The 13914-nt window shown below is 67.4% G+C and carries 14 protein-coding genes; 8 read left to right on the top strand and 6 right to left on the bottom strand.

The features are described 5' to 3' along the window. The coding region (locus tag AC36XV_RS11145) for a phosphomethylpyrimidine synthase ThiC (protein ID WP_492203760.1) at window positions 1–415 on the bottom strand (415 nt) is incomplete at its 3' end. Window positions 416–591: 176 nt separating this feature from the next. On the opposite strand from AC36XV_RS11145, the gene AC36XV_RS11140 reads away from it, so the two are divergent. The 4 genes from AC36XV_RS11140 to AC36XV_RS11125 all read left to right on the top strand — a co-directional run bounded on the left by AC36XV_RS11140 (window position 592) and on the right by AC36XV_RS11125 (window position 3591). Next, complete coding sequence (locus AC36XV_RS11140; RefSeq protein ID WP_492203759.1) at window positions 592–1905, top strand: serine hydrolase domain-containing protein; 1314 nt, start codon at window positions 592–594, stop codon at window positions 1903–1905. Window positions 1906–1984: 79 nt separating this feature from the next. Further along, window positions 1985–2179, top strand: a complete 195-nt coding sequence (locus AC36XV_RS11135; RefSeq protein ID WP_492203758.1) for a hypothetical protein — start codon at window positions 1985–1987, stop codon at window positions 2177–2179. A gap of 208 nt (window positions 2180–2387) precedes the next feature. Next, the gene (locus AC36XV_RS11130) at window positions 2388–2798 is read left to right on the top strand and encodes a DUF2177 family protein (protein ID WP_492203757.1); all 411 of its coding nucleotides are present in this window, start codon (window positions 2388–2390) and stop codon (window positions 2796–2798) included. Window positions 2799–2811: 13 nt separating this feature from the next. Continuing rightward, window positions 2812–3591, top strand: a complete 780-nt coding sequence (locus tag AC36XV_RS11125; protein ID WP_492203756.1) for a porin family protein — start codon at window positions 2812–2814, stop codon at window positions 3589–3591. Between the two features lie 34 nt (window positions 3592–3625). Here the strand turns inward: AC36XV_RS11125 and AC36XV_RS11120 are convergent, their stop codons facing one another. Next, complete coding sequence (locus tag AC36XV_RS11120; protein WP_492203755.1) at window positions 3626–6019, bottom strand: ABC transporter permease; 2394 nt, start codon at window positions 6017–6019, stop codon at window positions 3626–3628. Window positions 6020–6175: 156 nt separating this feature from the next. On the opposite strand from AC36XV_RS11120, the gene AC36XV_RS11115 reads away from it, so the two are divergent. Next, window positions 6176–7135: a hypothetical protein gene (locus AC36XV_RS11115; protein WP_492203754.1), complete on the top strand. Its 960-nt coding sequence runs from the start codon at window positions 6176–6178 to the stop codon at window positions 7133–7135. A gap of 103 nt (window positions 7136–7238) precedes the next feature. Here AC36XV_RS11115 and AC36XV_RS11110 read toward each other — a convergent pair whose 3' ends face one another. Beyond that, window positions 7239–8192 carry an NmrA/HSCARG family protein gene (locus AC36XV_RS11110; RefSeq protein ID WP_492203753.1) on the bottom strand — a complete coding sequence of 318 codons (954 nt, stop codon included), beginning with the start codon at window positions 8190–8192 and terminating at the stop codon, window positions 7239–7241. A gap of 278 nt (window positions 8193–8470) precedes the next feature. Between AC36XV_RS11110 and AC36XV_RS11105 the strand changes: the two genes are divergently transcribed. Further along, a complete protein-coding gene (locus AC36XV_RS11105; RefSeq protein WP_492203752.1) occupies window positions 8471–9556 on the top strand; it encodes a mechanosensitive ion channel family protein in 1086 nt (361 codons plus the stop codon). Window positions 9557–9593: 37 nt separating this feature from the next. Here AC36XV_RS11105 and AC36XV_RS11100 read toward each other — a convergent pair whose 3' ends face one another. The 3 genes from AC36XV_RS11100 to AC36XV_RS11090 all read right to left on the bottom strand — a co-directional run bounded on the left by AC36XV_RS11100 (window position 9594) and on the right by AC36XV_RS11090 (window position 12060). Further along, on the bottom strand, window positions 9594–10073 hold the full coding sequence (locus AC36XV_RS11100) for a hypothetical protein (protein WP_492203751.1): 480 nt from the start codon (window positions 10071–10073) through the stop codon (window positions 9594–9596). 266 nt (window positions 10074–10339) lie between these two features. Beyond that, the gene (locus tag AC36XV_RS11095) at window positions 10340–11134 is read right to left on the bottom strand and encodes an alpha/beta fold hydrolase (protein ID WP_492203750.1); all 795 of its coding nucleotides are present in this window, start codon (window positions 11132–11134) and stop codon (window positions 10340–10342) included. A gap of 38 nt (window positions 11135–11172) precedes the next feature. Further along, complete coding sequence (locus AC36XV_RS11090) at window positions 11173–12060, bottom strand: deoxyribonuclease IV (protein WP_492203749.1); 888 nt, start codon at window positions 12058–12060, stop codon at window positions 11173–11175. Between the two features lie 215 nt (window positions 12061–12275). Here AC36XV_RS11090 and AC36XV_RS11085 point away from each other — a divergent pair, with 215 nt between their 5' ends. Both AC36XV_RS11085 and AC36XV_RS11080 read left to right on the top strand, forming a co-directional pair. Continuing rightward, window positions 12276–13169 carry a DUF4382 domain-containing protein gene (locus AC36XV_RS11085; RefSeq protein WP_492203748.1) on the top strand — a complete coding sequence of 298 codons (894 nt, stop codon included), beginning with the start codon at window positions 12276–12278 and terminating at the stop codon, window positions 13167–13169. A gap of 167 nt (window positions 13170–13336) precedes the next feature. After that, a complete protein-coding gene (locus AC36XV_RS11080; RefSeq protein ID WP_492203747.1) occupies window positions 13337–13765 on the top strand; it encodes a bactofilin family protein in 429 nt (142 codons plus the stop codon). The last annotated feature ends 149 nt before the right edge of the window (window positions 13766–13914 follow it).

The following is a 13914-nucleotide window of genomic DNA, read 5'->3' as shown; positions in this document are numbered from 1 at the left end:
CCTTCGTGCGGCTCGCCCGACCGATCGCGATCGGATCGAGCCGGTAACCGAGGTGCACGCGGTTCGCGGGGATGATCAACCGTCCGGCGGCCACCTCGTCCCGCACCTGGTCCGGAGAGAGGTGCGGCTCGCGCTCCGCCACCCTCCGCATCTCCGGCGTAACGATCCCGAGACGCGCCTTCTCCAGTTGGGTCACCGCCCGGTCCGCCTCGCGGGGCGCCGGGTTGAAGTCCCGGGCCGTCTTCGAGGACGGGGTCGGCATGCCGGGCGTGTCGGGCGACGAGAAGGTCAGCGGCCCACCGATGTCGGGTGCGTGGGCGAAGCTTCCGGGGGTCGTCCCCTGCCCGCTCGACGATGGGTTCTGGGCCCCGCGGAGGGGGAGACGGAAACGGTCCCCGGCTGCCGGCTGGATCACTGCACGCTCCTCATGTCGGTCTCGGTGCGAACCGCGGGCGCTCCGCGGTCGGCGGCGACCCAATGTACGCGAAGCGGTCCCGGTACCACAGGCAGGCGCCGGCGGGGACTCGACCGGCCCGGTCGGGCCACGTAGAGTGAACCGATGCCCCCCGTCGCCACACCCAGGAGGTGAACGTGAGGAAGCCCGTGACCGCCATGGCGTTCGGTGTCGCCCTGCTCCTGGTCCCCTGCACCCCCGTCGGCCCTCGTCCCCTTCCCGCCCAGGAAGAGGCGGCGATCGAGGAAGTGACGGGGTGGCCGGAGCTCGTCGATCGCTTTCGCGCCTACGCCAACGCCAGCGGAATCGTCGGAGGCAGCGCCGCGGCGCTGCGGAAAGGCCGGATCGTGGCGCGCTTCCACTACGGCTATGCCGACGAGTCGAGCGGACGGGTGGTCGACGACAGCACCCTGTTTCACTGGGGATCGATCACCAAGACGCTGACCGCGATCGCCATCATGCAGCTCCGGGACAGAGGCCTCCTCGACCTCGATGATCCCGTGGTCCGCTGGGTGCCCGAATTGCGTCGGATCCATGATCCGTACGGCGCCGTGGACAGCATCACGATCGAGAGGCTGCTCACGCACTCGGCCGGACTGCAGGGCCCCACGTGGCCGTGGACGGAGGGTCGGGACTGGGAACCGTTCGAGCCTACGACGTGGAACCAGCTGGTGGCGATGATGCCGTATCAACAGTTGCGGTTTCCGCCTGGCGAGCAGTTCTCGTACTCGAATCCCGGCTTCATCTACCTGGCCCGCGTCATCGAGTCGATCACCGGGGATTCGTGGCAGTCTTACGTGCAGAAGAACCTGTTCTCGCCGCTCGGCCTCGACCGCAGCTACTTCGGGACCACTCCCTACTGGCTGGCCGCGCACCGGTCGCATGGATACGGCCTCGTGGTGGCCGGGGAAGAAGGGCAGACCCGGCTCGTCGACCACGGAGCGGACTTCGATCCGGGCATCACGATCCCGAACGGCGGCTGGAACGCGCCGGTCGAAGACCTGGCGACCTATGCGGCCTTCCTCTCGTCCGGTGCCCCGCCCGACCCGGACCTGCGGCCACGCTGGGACGCCGTGCTTTCCCGGTCGACCCTCGAGGAGATGTGGGCGCCTCGTCTGGCCGTCTCCGAGGACGGGTCGGCCGTCCGGTCGGACAGCCTCGGCCTGTCGTTCTTCACGGTCCGCCAGGGCGATCGCTCGGTGATCGGCCACACGGGCAGCCAGGCAGGGTACCGCGCCTTTCTGTACTTCCAGCCCGCCAGCGAGTCCGCGGTGATCCTCGTGTTCAACACGACCAGCGAGACGACGGGAGAGCCGGCGGCCGAGGCGTTCGCGGCCATGATGAATGCGGCTCTCGGGGTGGCGGATCCGGAGACCGGAGACGAACGAACGCCGCCCGGGCACGGGACCTCCGGGCGGGCTGGCCCCGAAGCGCATCCAGCGCTACGCTGACGGTCGGATGGAGACCGGTCGTCGAGGACGTGACGAGCGCACGAGATCCGAAAACGAGACCCCGGAGAGGAAGATCGAAATGGCTCTGTACACCTGCCCCACCTGCGGAATGAGCGTCGGCATCATCACGTGCGGGAATTGTGGCGCCGAGCTCGTGCACGAGACGCTGACGAAGGATGACGGCAGCACGGTCCACGTGTCGAAGTGCCCGAACGGACACGGCATGATCAAGTCACCGATGTGCTGCGGCTCGGACATGACCTGCGCCATCTAGACCGGTTGGCGCAGGTCGCGGGGCCGGCCGGCCCCGGCTTCCAGCGGCCGTCCGCGCCCGGCGCGGCGCCCGCTGCCTCATCCGTCCCCCCCGCATCGAGAGGCGCGGCGGACCCTGACCCCCGATCCGGACGACCGCCTTCCCGGGTGGCGGATGGCTCACGTTGTCTGTATATATCCTGGATTATCACTAGACAATGGAGACAAGCATGAACGTCGGTGTTTACCTGTGGACGTACGTGGGGTCCCTGGTGACCTTCCTGGTCCTCGACTTCGCCTGGCTCGGCGCGGTGGCACGCGGCTTCTACCGGGACCAGATGGGGTCGTTGATGCGGGACCAGGTCCAATGGCTCCCCGCTTTCGCTTTCTACGCCCTGTTCGTGGCGGCGATCCTTGTGTTCGTGGTCTTTCCCGCGGTCGAGAGAGGATCTCCGGCCCGCGCGGTCGGGATGGGAGCCTTCTTCGGCCTCGTCACCTACGCCACTTACGATCTGACGAACCTGGCCGTGCTCCGGGGGTTCAGGACGCAGCTCGCACTGGTCGACATGGCCTGGGGCACGGTCCTGTGCGCGGCGGTCGCCGTGGCAGGCTACCTCATCGCCAGCCGCCTGTCCGCTTGAAGGGTTCTATTCGATGAGTTCGCTGCGCAGGGGCATCCTCCTGCTATTCGGAGGCGCGGCCTGTCTGGCCGGTATTCCCGCGTCCGGCCTCGCCCAGCAGCCCGAGCCCGGGTCTCGCTTCAGCGTCGAGCTCGAGGGGGGACCGGCGTGGCAGACGCGAAACGACGTGCAGATTCCCAATGATGCGTCGGGCACTCGCTTCGCGCTCGACGATCTCACGGGATCGGGACCGTTCGCCGCCTTCCGCCTGTACGCGGAAGCGCGGCTGGGAAGGCGCAACGTGGTTCGGCTGCTCGTCGCCCCCCTTTCGATCGAGGGCACGGGAACGCTGTCCGAGACCACCGATTTCAACGGATCCACCTTCGCCCCCGGCGTCCCCACGACGGCCACGTACCGATTCGATTCGTACCGCCTCACCTGGGCCTATCGCCTCATCCTGGATCCCCGGTGGGACCTCGCTCTCGGGCTGACGGCCAAGGTACGGTCGGCCGAAATCGGGCTCGAGCAGGACGATATCGCCTCGTCCTACGACGACCTCGGCTTCGTGCCCCTCCTCCACCTGAACGCCGCGTGGCGCCCGTCGCCCGGGTGGGCGCTGGCGCTGGACGCGGACGGAGCCGCGGCGTCCCAGGGACGGGCGTTCGATGTGTCGCTGAAGCTTCGGCGGGACCTGTCGCCACGCTGGTCGGTGGCCGCCGGGTACCGGACGGTCGAAGGCGGGGCCGACGTGGAGGACGTCTACACCTTCGCCTGGTTCCATTCCGCGGTGCTCTCGCTGGAGTACCGCTTCTGACGTCGTCCGTCCGAGAAGGCCGACCGACCGCGTTTCACTCCGCCCGCAGGGCCTCCACCGGATCGACACGGGTCGCCCTGCGCGCCGGAAGCCACGTGGCGATCACCCCGGACAGCAGCAGGGCGGAGGCCATTCCACCGTAGGTCCAGGCCTCGAAGGCGCCGACTCCGTAGAGGAAGAAGGACACGCCGCGGGCCATGGCGTACGCGAGGCCGAGCCCGACGAAGATCCCGATCCCGGCCAGCACTGTCCCCTGCCGAACGATCATCGCGACCACGTCCCCGTTTCTCGCCCCGAGCGCCATGCGGATTCCGAGCTCGTGTCGACGCTGGGACACCGAGTAGGCCATCACGCCGTACACCCCGGCGAGAGCGAGCACGAACGCCACCACGGCCACCACGCTCATGATCTTCGCCATGATGGTGTCGCCGCCGAGCGACTCGTCGATGATCTCGCGCAGGGGCCGCAGCCCATACGGCGGGAGATTCGGGTCCATGGCCCGGATGGTGGCTCGAACCGGCTCGTACAGCGATGCCAGGGGGGCGCTGGACTCCACCAGATAGCCGAGGTTGCGGCGCTCCCCCTGATAGACCGGCCAGTACACCATCGGGCTTTCACCCGGACTCCCCGTGGCCACCCCCGTGTTCGCGGCTACTCCCACGATCTCGCGTCCCTCGTCGCCGAACAGCATCTCCCGCCCGATCGGGTTTCGGTCCGGCCAGTGGCGCTCCGCGAGCAGCTCGTTGATCACCACGACCTCGCGAGCGCCTTCCCGGTCCGCGTCCTCGAACCCCCTTCCACGGACGATCGGCACGTCCATCGCGTCGAAGTAGCCGGGCGTGATGTCCAGCCAGTTCGTCACCTTGCGATCCTGGTCCGTCACCACGTCGTCCCCCGGCAGCGTGTAGTACACGCTGTTGTTGCCCTGCGAGGGCAGCGTGAGCGTCGCCCCCACGGCGGTGACGCCGGGAAGCGACTGCAGCCGCCGCGTGAGGTCCTCGTGGAAGGCGTTGATCGCCGTCCGGTCCGGGTAGTCCGCCTCGGGAAGCGCGATCCGGAAGGCGAGCAGGTCGCTCTCGTCGAAGCCGCGGTCGGCCAGGCGCAGGTGGAAGAAGGCCTGCACGAGGAGCGCCGAGGTCACCAGAAGTGCGAGCGCGAGAGCGACTTCCCCCACCACCAGCCCTTTTCGAAGGCGGCCTCCGCGCGCGGCCGTCCCTCCACGCCCTCCCTCCTTGAGCGACTCCGACGTGCTCACCCGTGAGCCCTGCAGCGCCGGTGCGAGACCGACGATGACGGCGCAGAGAATCACGAGAAGACCGGTGAAGGCCAGGGCCCGTCCGTCCAGGCCGATTTCGTTCACCCGCGGGAACCACGGAGGCATGATCGAGACCAGCCACCGGATGCCGAAGACCGAGAGGAGCACCCCCAGGACCCCACCCGCCATCGACACCACGAGGGCGTCGGTCAGGAAATGGCGGACGATGCGTCCCCGTCCGGCGCCGAGGGCCGTCCGGACCGCCATCTCGCGCTCTCTCCCGACCGCGTGCGTGAGCAGCAGATTGGCCACGTTGGCACAGGCGATCAGGAGGAGAAAGAGGACCGCGAGGCTCGATATCGAGGTCCCGACCCGGAAGCCCTCGTTGAAGATGTCCTCGTGCAGCGTCTCGATCCGGGCCCCGTTCCCGGCGTTCGTCTCCGGGTACTCGGTCTCGAGCTGGGCCGCGATCCGTTCGACCTCATCGGCCGCCTGCTCCGGCGAGAAGCCGGGCCTCAGGCGCGCCAGGCCCTGGATGTAGTGGCTGTTGCGGGACTCGTCGCCCGCGATGGTGAAGGGGACCCATACCTCGTCGAACACGGACCCGTACCAGAAATCGGGCGGCATGACGCCCACGACGGTGTAGGCCTCGCCGTCGAGAAGGAGGTCCCGGCCGACGGCGTCCGGATCCGCCCCGTACCTTCGCTCCCACAGACCGTGACCGATGATCGCCACCCGCGGGCCTCCCTCCACCTCCTCGTCGGGCGTGAATCCACGGCCGAGCACGGGGTTCAAACCCAGCACCCGGAGGAAGTTCGCCGAGATTCGGCGGCCCTGGGCGCGCTCCGGGCGATCCCCCTGTGAGAGGTTGAAGGAGGCGCCGCGGGAGACGGCGATGTCCAGCGTCCGGCTGCGCTCCCGATAGTCGACGAAGTCGGGCACGGAAAAGGAGACGCTCGTCCACCCGCGGTCGGGATTGGTGGTGTACACCGAGAACAGGTGGTCGGAATCCGGATACGGAAGCGGACGCAGCATGAAGACGTCGACCGCCGTGAAGATCGTCGTCACCGAGCCGATCCCGATTCCGAGCGACAGTACCGCGATCGCGATCAGCAGGCCGCCGCGTCTCAGCGATCGGAGAGCGTGCCTGAGGTCTCGTCGAATCCAGTTCATGTCGATCCTACGGTTCCGGGAATGACGGCGTTTCACAACATACACCGCCCGGCCGCCGGGGGGACGACCGGGGGTCGGGAGGGACATCAAGGCGCTTTTTTGTTATCCTGTGACGATAGGAATCGGACAACGACAACCCTCACCCCGGAGGAATGAGTGGCGATCGATCGAAAGGGGCTCATGTCGGGCCTGATGGCCGGCTTCCTCGGCGGGGCCTTCCTGATCGTTGCCTACTTCGCCTTCGATCTGGTGCGAGACGAGCCGCTGGCGACGCCGACGTTCCTGGCGCGCGGCCTGCTCGGTCAGGGAGCCCTGGAGATCACCTCCGCCCACATGGCTCTCTTCACGGCACTGCACTTCGTCGCCTTCCTGGTGCTGGGCGCGCTGGCCGCCTTCCTGACCACGGTGACGGGCGCTCCCCGGAACGCGTGGACCGGGGCCGCCTACGGCCTGTTCGCCCTGTCCATCGTCTTTTACGGAGCCCTCGTCGTATCGGGGGCCAGCGTCGTTCTCGCGCCCGCGTGGCCGGTCGTCTTCTTCGGAAACGTGCTGGCCGGCGTGGTGATCATGGCCTCCCTTCACTGGTCGGCCGAAGGCAGCCTGAAGGGGTTCGCACCGGGCCTTCTCGACGGCCGGATCGTACGGGATGGGGTCCTGGCGGGCCTCCTGGGGGCCGCCGTGGTCGCTCTCTGGTTCCTGGTGATCGACATGGTGGTGGGCCGGCCGCTCTACACCCCGGCCGCCCTGGGCTCGGCGATGCTGTACGGTGCGGCGGCGGCGGATGCCGTCCTCGTCTCGCCGGCCACGGTGCTCGGCTATTCGCTCTACCACGTCGCGGCATTCACGCTTCTCGGCATCATCGCCTCCGCGCTGATCACGCAGGCCGTTCGGTTCCCCCCCCTCTTCTTCGGGCTGATCCTGCTCTTCGTGGTGTTCGAGACCTTCGTGGTCCTCCTGGTGGCGATGCTCGGCGCCTGGCTCATGCAGGCGCTCGCGTGGTGGGCCGTCCTGGTGGGGAACATTCTCGCGGCCATCGCCATGGGAATGTACCTGCGCCGCCAGCACCCGGAGATCGCGCGGTCGCTGGAGGAAGACGCCCTGTGGTCGGAGCCCTGATCGGCCTGGCGAGAGGCGACGCGCAACGACTGGCCCGAACGCAAAGCCACCCGACGCGTCGCGACGCCGGGTGGCTCTCGGGTCTCCCGGAACGAGGGTACGCCTAACCGCGCGGAATTCGCTCCGCATTCTCGTTCAGCCACGCTTCGAAGGTGTGCAGGTCCGGGTTCAGAGCCCGGGACGCCTCGAGGTCCCTCGAATCGAGGAAATCATCTTCGAAGTCGTGGTAGAACTGGAACATGTTCCCGAGGTCATCGGCCCCGGGGAAATCGAGGCCTCGGTACACGTCAAACGGAACGGCGACGTACCGCACGGTCTCGCCGTACGCCTCGCTGAGCTTCGCCGCCATCTCGTCCCCCGTGAGGTGGTCACCGGCGATCCCCACCGACGTCCCGATGTATCGATCGCCGGCCTCGAAGATCCCGTAGGCACACCGGCCGATGTCGGCAGCGGCGATTCCGGCCAGGCGTGCGTCACCCATGGGCAGGGAGAAAGTGAGATGGCCGTCGTCGTCTTCCTGCGGCCCCATGCCGAAGTGGATCAGGTTGTCCCAGTAGAAAACGGTATACAGGAACGTGGTCGGCACACCCGCGTCCTCGAAGAAGCGGTTGGCCTCGCCCTTCGCGTCGAAGTGCGGAACCTTGTAGCGGTCCTGCAAGGTCGGCATGCGATCGTCGCTCAGGGGGATCCACTGTCGAGTGTCTTCGAGGGTCGACCAGACGACGTGCTTCAGCCCGGCCGCTCGAGCCGCCTCGGCCATGTTTCGGGCGTGCTGCTTCTCGATCTCGGGGGAGAAGTGCTCCCAGAAGAAGGTCACGCAGTAGGCTCCGTAGGCCCCTTCGAACGCGGCCTTCAGGCTGTCGACGTCGGCGACATCGGCCTGCACCACCTCGGCGCCGAGCTCGGCGAGTTCGCGGGCCGCCTCGGAATCCGGGTTCCGGGTCAGTGCCCTAGCCGCGAACTGCCCGCTGCCATCCTCGAGAATGGCCCGGACGAGCCCTCCGCCCTGGGAGCCGGTGGCGCCCACGACCGCGATGATCTTCCTGTCGTCGGACATCGTCATTCCCCCTTGCGTTTTGATCGTCTGACCGGCCCGCGCTGCCTGTGGGACAACGGTCCACATCAGTAGCGCGAGACCGTATGTTTAATTATTGTTCAATACATAACATAAACAAACGTACGAGACAAGCCGAGCACCGCACGCTCGTCGGTCCTGCCGGTTTTCCTCTCCCGCCCGAGCCCGTATCGTATCGCGCCGCAACCGGGGAGACTCCCCTGCCCGGGCGGGTAGCACGAGCAGGACGAAACTGAACGCATCCGCACGAGGTTCGGAATATGCCGTTTCTGGAGCAGGTCTACTTCGACAACACGGTCCGAGACTGGTTGATCGCCGCCGCCCTCGTGGTGGTCGGGGTCCCCGTTCTCCGGCTTCTCATCGGCTTCCTTGCGCACCGCATGACCGACGCTGCGGCACGGACGAACACGGCGGTCGACGACCTGGTCGCCGGGCTTCTCAAGGGAACCAAGCTCCTCTTTCTGCTGGTCGTGGCCGCGTACCTGGCCTCGCTGTCGCTGGAGCTCCCGGAGCCGGTCCGCATGCTGCTGCAGCGCGTCGCCCTGATCGGCCTGTTCATTCAGGCGGCGCTGTGGATCACGGAGGCGGTCAACCTCCTCGTGGAGCGGTACCGGGAGGAACGGCTGGAGCAGGATGCCGCATCCGTCACGACCATGACGGCCCTCAGCTTCGTGGCGAAGGTCGCGATCTGGGCGATCGCGCTGCTCCTGATCCTCGACAACTTCGGCGTGGAGGTGACGGCTCTCGTCACCGGGCTCGGCATTGGAGGCATCGCGGTTGCCCTCGCCCTCCAGAGCATTCTCGGGGACCTGTTCGCCTCGCTGGCGATCGTGTTGGACAAGCCCTTCGTGATCGGTGACTTCCTGAAGGTGGATGAGTACCTGGGCAGCGTGGAGGCCATCGGCCTCAAGACCACGCGGATCCGCAGCCTTTCCGGCGAGCAGGTGGTGCTGGCCAACAGCGACCTTCTCGGAAGCCGCGTGCGGAATTTCGGTCGCATGTACGAGCGCCGCATCGTGTTCACCATCGGCGTCACGTACGAGACGCCGCGGGAGAAGCTGGAACGGATCCCGGGCATCATCCGGGAGGCCGTCGAGAGGCAGGAGCATACCCGGCTCGATCGCACCCATTGGAAGGGGTTCGGCAACTTCTCGCTGGACTTCGAGACCGTCTACTTCGTGACCGTTCCCGAGTACGCCGTGTACATGGATGTCCAGCAGGCCATCAACCACGAAGTGTTCCAGCGGTTCGAGGAGGAGGGCATCGACTTCGCCTATCCGACGCAGACGATTTACGCGCGCGGAACCGGGGGAAGCGAGGCGGTCGGCGCCCGGCCGGCGGACTGACGGTCCGGCCGGCCCGCGGCGGTCCGACTGGGAAGACTCAGCGCGACCGAAGGAACCGGGCGAGGTGCTCGTTCCAGACGGCCGCGTGGTACTCGCGGGCGGACTGGTGCCGATCGGGCTCGCCCCAGGCCACCCGAAGCCAGTCCCTGTCCTCCATGGTCAGCAGGGGGAGCCGACGGTACCCGATCTCGCCGTAAGGCATCGGCAGCGCCTCCCACACAGCTCGCGGCACGCTCGCCGCCACGTTGTAGGGCGAGCCGACCTCGGGCAGGCCGATCGGAGACAGCAGGAAGCTCTCCCGGGCCGCCGTCCGGTACAGCTTCTCGAGCAACTGCTCTCCGTCTCGCTCCTGCCAGTCGGGGTTCCGCACCATGGCCCGCAGAGCGGTGGCCGCCTCCTGGAACGCGGCCGGAAGCGGCATGTACCGGCTCGCCAGGGCCAGCCTGCGCTCCGGCGCCGACTCGAACGGCGTCAGGTCATCGATCCAGAACACGCCCGCCGGGATCGTCGACGTCATCGAACTCGTTCCCCCTTGGTCGTACACCTCTACCTGCGATCTCCAGTTGTCGAGACCGGGTTTCCGGACGGACTCCCGCCCCCGGGTCTCGCGCACGTGCGGTCTTCGACGCGAGCCACGTGCCAGACAGCGACGCGGCGGAAACCTGCAGGAGTCCACGTCGAATGGGGAAAGACGGCTCCAGATCCCGACGCGAGATCGTGGGGCGTACGCTGCAGAAGACTCCGAGTTTGTGGTGCCCGGCCTACAGAATCCCGGCTTCGGGATCAGCCCCTCGTCACTTCCTCGAGAAAGATGCCGAGGGCCTCGGAAAACTCCGCCGGCTTCTCGACCGGGGTCATGTGCCCCGTCCCCGACAGAATGATCAGCCGCGCGTCGCGGGCGACCACGCACATCCGTTCCGCATCCTCGACGGGCACGATGCGGTCCTCCTCGCCGGCCACGATGAGCACGGGACGCTCCAGGGATGCCAGGGTGTCGAACGACTCCGGACGCGCCGCCATCGCCTCGAGGGCCGCTGCGACGCCGATCGGCGGCGTGGCAACCATGATCCCCCGCCACTCCTCCTTCAGCGCCTCGGGCGCGCCGGGGGCGAAGAGCTTCTCCACCATCGCATCGGCCACCACGGCGCTGCCCTCTTCGAGGACACGCGACGCCGTCTCCTTCCGGCCGCGGGCCGCCTCCGCACTGTCGGCCCCCGCCCGGGTGTTGGTGAGGACGAGCGCCGCTACCCGCTCCGGGTGCCGGCGACAGAACTCGAAGGCCACGTAGCCACCCATCGACATGCCGACCAGCACCACCGGGCGGTCCTCATCGATCCCGTCCAGCAAACTCGCCAGATCGTCCGCGTAGGCTTCCATCGTCACCGACGAAGTGGCCTCGCTCCCTCCGTGGCCGCGAAGGTCGGGCGAGATGCAGCGGTATCGGCCCTGGAGCCGGCTCACCACCGCATCCCAGAGCCGGCCCGAAAGCGGGAATCCGTGCACGAAGAGCACCGGAGGGCCCTCTCCGCGGATCTCGCAGTGCAACCGGTGGACGTCGATCGATGTGTGCGTAGTCATGCCCATCAACATACCGTGGCCACCGGTCCGCCGCAGAGTCAGCCGTCGCGCAGACCCCGCAGGAAAGCGAGGTTCATGAGGTCGCACCGCAGGGGGTCGCCCTCCTTGGGCGTTTCCAGCAGCTTCGGAACGCTTCGGAAGCGCTCATCGTTCATCAGTCGGCGGAACGGCGCCTCCCCGAGGAAGCCCCGGCCGAGGTGTTCGTGACGGTCCTTCCGGGAGCCGAGCGGGTGTCTGGAGTCGTTGACGTGGAACAGCTGGAGCCGATCGAGGCCCAGAGCGTCATCGAACCGCGACCAGACGCCCTCCCAGTCCCCCGACAGATCGTACCCGGCAGCGAAGGCGTGGCAGGTGTCGAAGCAGACGCCGACGCGGCGGCGAACGTCCCCCGGAATCTCGGAAATCAGGGCCGAGAGCCGCTCGAAGGTGTTCCCGATGGAGGTGCCGGAGCCCGCGGTCAGCTCCAGAAGCACCACGGTGAGGCCGCGGACGTCCGCGAGCGCGCGGCCGATTCCCTCCGCGTTTCGCTCGATACCGGCGCCGAGGTCTCCGTCGGTGGCATTGCCCGGGTGGGTCACCAGGTAATCGAGGCCGAGCGCGACGCAGCGCTCGAGCTCTCCGCGGAAGCAGCCCACGGAACGCTCCCACAGCGACCGGTCGGGAGACGCGAGGTTGATCAGGTAGGAGTCGTGGGACACGGCCGTCTGGATGCCGTGTTCGTCCCGCTCCGCGGTGAAGGATGCGGCCAGCGCGCCATCGATCGCCGGCTCAGCCCACCGGTTGGGCTGCTTGGTGAAGAGCTGGAGCCGGTCACACCCGATCTCCACAGCCCGTCCCGGCGCCCGATCCACCCCTCCGGCCGCCGAGACGTGGGCCCCGAGCTCGTCGGCCCCCTCGCGCTTCGATGTGACGTCGGACGCTCCCATTTCGTCTCTTCCCTGACCGAGGTGAATGCCCAACGTCCTGCGCAAACGATGATCGAGCAGTGCACAACCTGCTCGATCCGGGCCGTCGGACGTCCGTTCGGAACAACATAGGCCCGCGTCGGCGGGTCTCACACGCCGAACCGGGCAGTCGGCACGTGGTTTGCGGAGTATGGGCCCGCTGGCCAACGAAACAGAATCAGATGGAGAGATCGATCATGCGGAAGTGGACGTTCTTGCTGTTTGCCGGAGTCCTGGCCCTCGCCGGGTGTGATTCCACCGATCCTTCGGGTGAAACCAGCCTCTCGATCCTGCTGACCGACATGCCGGGTGAGGTCTCGCAGGCCGTGGTCCGGATCGAGGACGTTCAGCTGGTCGGAGGCGAAGGTGGCCCGATCAGCCTGATGACGTCCGGCCCGTGGGTCGGCGACCTCACCGAGCTGGAGAACGATTTCGCGACCCTGGTCGACGGAACCGTCGTGCCGCAGGGCACCTACGGCCAGCTCCGCCTCATCGTCTCGGAGGCGTGCATCGGCGTCGAGACGGAAGGCGGGACGAACGACACGGACGATGTCTACGCGTCGCCGGGTGCCACTTCGGTGAATTGCGAGGGGAACGAGGCGGGCATCCTGCAGATGCCCAGCCTCTCACAGACGGGCATCAAGGTCGTCTTCCAGGGCCCCCTCGAGCTGGTGACGGATCAGATGATCTGGATGGTCGATTTCAACGTCGAGGAGAGCTTCGGGAAGCTCGCGGGCGGCTCCGACCGGTGGGTGATGGACCCGGTCATCCACGGGGCCGAGTTCACCTTCACCGGCACCGTGGAGCTCACCGTGGAGCTCGGCGATGGCGTCAGCCTGCCGAGCGGAGTGGCCTTCGAGGACTTCGAGGCGACCCTGGCCGGAGGCGCCCCGGTGCCTCTCACCACCGAAGGCGACGTGGGCACGGCGACGTTCCTGTACGTCATTCCCGGCACTCCAGAGCTGGACCTCATGTCGGACGACGTGGCTTCGTTCACGACGGACCCGACGGTCGCCTTCGAGGTGGAGGTGGGAAGCCAGGAGGTGAAGCAGGTCACGGTGACGATCACCGAAATCACCCCCGTTCCGTAGACGCTCGCGCCCGGTCCGGCGCGGCTGAACCATGGGAGGGGCGGCTCCGAACGGGCCGCCCCTTCGTGCATCGCCCCGGGTCGCCCGGAACTTGCAGCTTCCTTCGTCGGGAACCCGGCAGGAATAGAGTGCCGACAGGCGATCCATTGGACAGGGGACGGCGAATCATGCTCAACGTCGTAGCGAAGGTATCGGAGGCCACGGAAGAGCTCAGGGAGGGTGCTTCCCGCGGCAACGGCAAGAACGGAAGCCATGGAAACGCCCGTTCTCACACGGTCTCCGTGCTGGGCGGAGGGTTGAAGGTGGTAGGCGACGTGTCGGGCGAGGGCGAGCTCCGGATCGAGGGCAGCGTGGAGGGATCCGTCTCCACCGATGGACGCGTGATCGTCGAGACCGGCGGCGAGGTGGTGGGCGACATCGAAGCGAAAGAAGTTATCGCGAGTGGCAAGGTTTCCGGCACGATCAAGGCCTCGGGCGCGATACGACTCGAGAGTGGCTGTCATGTCGAGGCGGACGTCGAGGGCGCTTCGATCTCGCTCGAAGAGGGCGGGATCGTGAACGGCACGCTGAAGATGGGCTCGACCAAGGACTCCTGAGCCCAACGTTGACACGCCACCCCCGGCTCGTTAGAACAGGGGCCATGAACGGAATACGGATTCACCACGGGCATCATTCCCACCACGCGAAGCGTGGAATCGGAGGCGTGTGCCCGTGAGCTGAGTCGTACCCCGTAGTCGAATGCCCA

Source organism: Candidatus Benthicola sp. (genome assembly GCF_058719085.1).
Note: the sequence above shows the minus strand (reverse complement) of the source record. Positions and strands in the feature narration are given on the sequence as shown.

Excerpts from the sequence above, each read along its gene's own strand:
- AC36XV_RS11105 (WP_492203752.1), top strand. The coding sequence starts at position 8,471 with ATGCCGTTTCTGGAGCAGGTCTACTTCGACAACACGGTCCGAGACTGG.
- AC36XV_RS11085 (WP_492203748.1), top strand. The coding sequence starts at position 12,276 with ATGCGGAAGTGGACGTTCTTGCTGTTTGCCGGAGTCCTGGCCCTCGCC.
- AC36XV_RS11080 (WP_492203747.1), top strand. The coding sequence starts at position 13,337 with ATGCTCAACGTCGTAGCGAAGGTATCGGAGGCCACGGAAGAGCTCAGG.
- AC36XV_RS11120 (WP_492203755.1), bottom strand. The coding sequence starts at position 6,019 with ATGAACTGGATTCGACGAGACCTCAGGCACGCTCTCCGATCGCTGAGA.
- AC36XV_RS11125 (WP_492203756.1), top strand. The coding sequence starts at position 2,812 with ATGAGTTCGCTGCGCAGGGGCATCCTCCTGCTATTCGGAGGCGCGGCC.
- AC36XV_RS11100 (WP_492203751.1), bottom strand. The coding sequence starts at position 10,073 with ATGACGTCGACGATCCCGGCGGGCGTGTTCTGGATCGATGACCTGACG.
- AC36XV_RS11130 (WP_492203757.1), top strand. The coding sequence starts at position 2,388 with ATGAACGTCGGTGTTTACCTGTGGACGTACGTGGGGTCCCTGGTGACC.
- AC36XV_RS11110 (WP_492203753.1), bottom strand. The coding sequence starts at position 8,192 with ATGTCCGACGACAGGAAGATCATCGCGGTCGTGGGCGCCACCGGCTCC.
- AC36XV_RS11090 (WP_492203749.1), bottom strand. The coding sequence starts at position 12,060 with ATGGGAGCGTCCGACGTCACATCGAAGCGCGAGGGGGCCGACGAGCTC.
- AC36XV_RS11135 (WP_492203758.1), top strand. The coding sequence starts at position 1,985 with ATGGCTCTGTACACCTGCCCCACCTGCGGAATGAGCGTCGGCATCATC.
- AC36XV_RS11095 (WP_492203750.1), bottom strand. The coding sequence starts at position 11,134 with ATGACTACGCACACATCGATCGACGTCCACCGGTTGCACTGCGAGATC.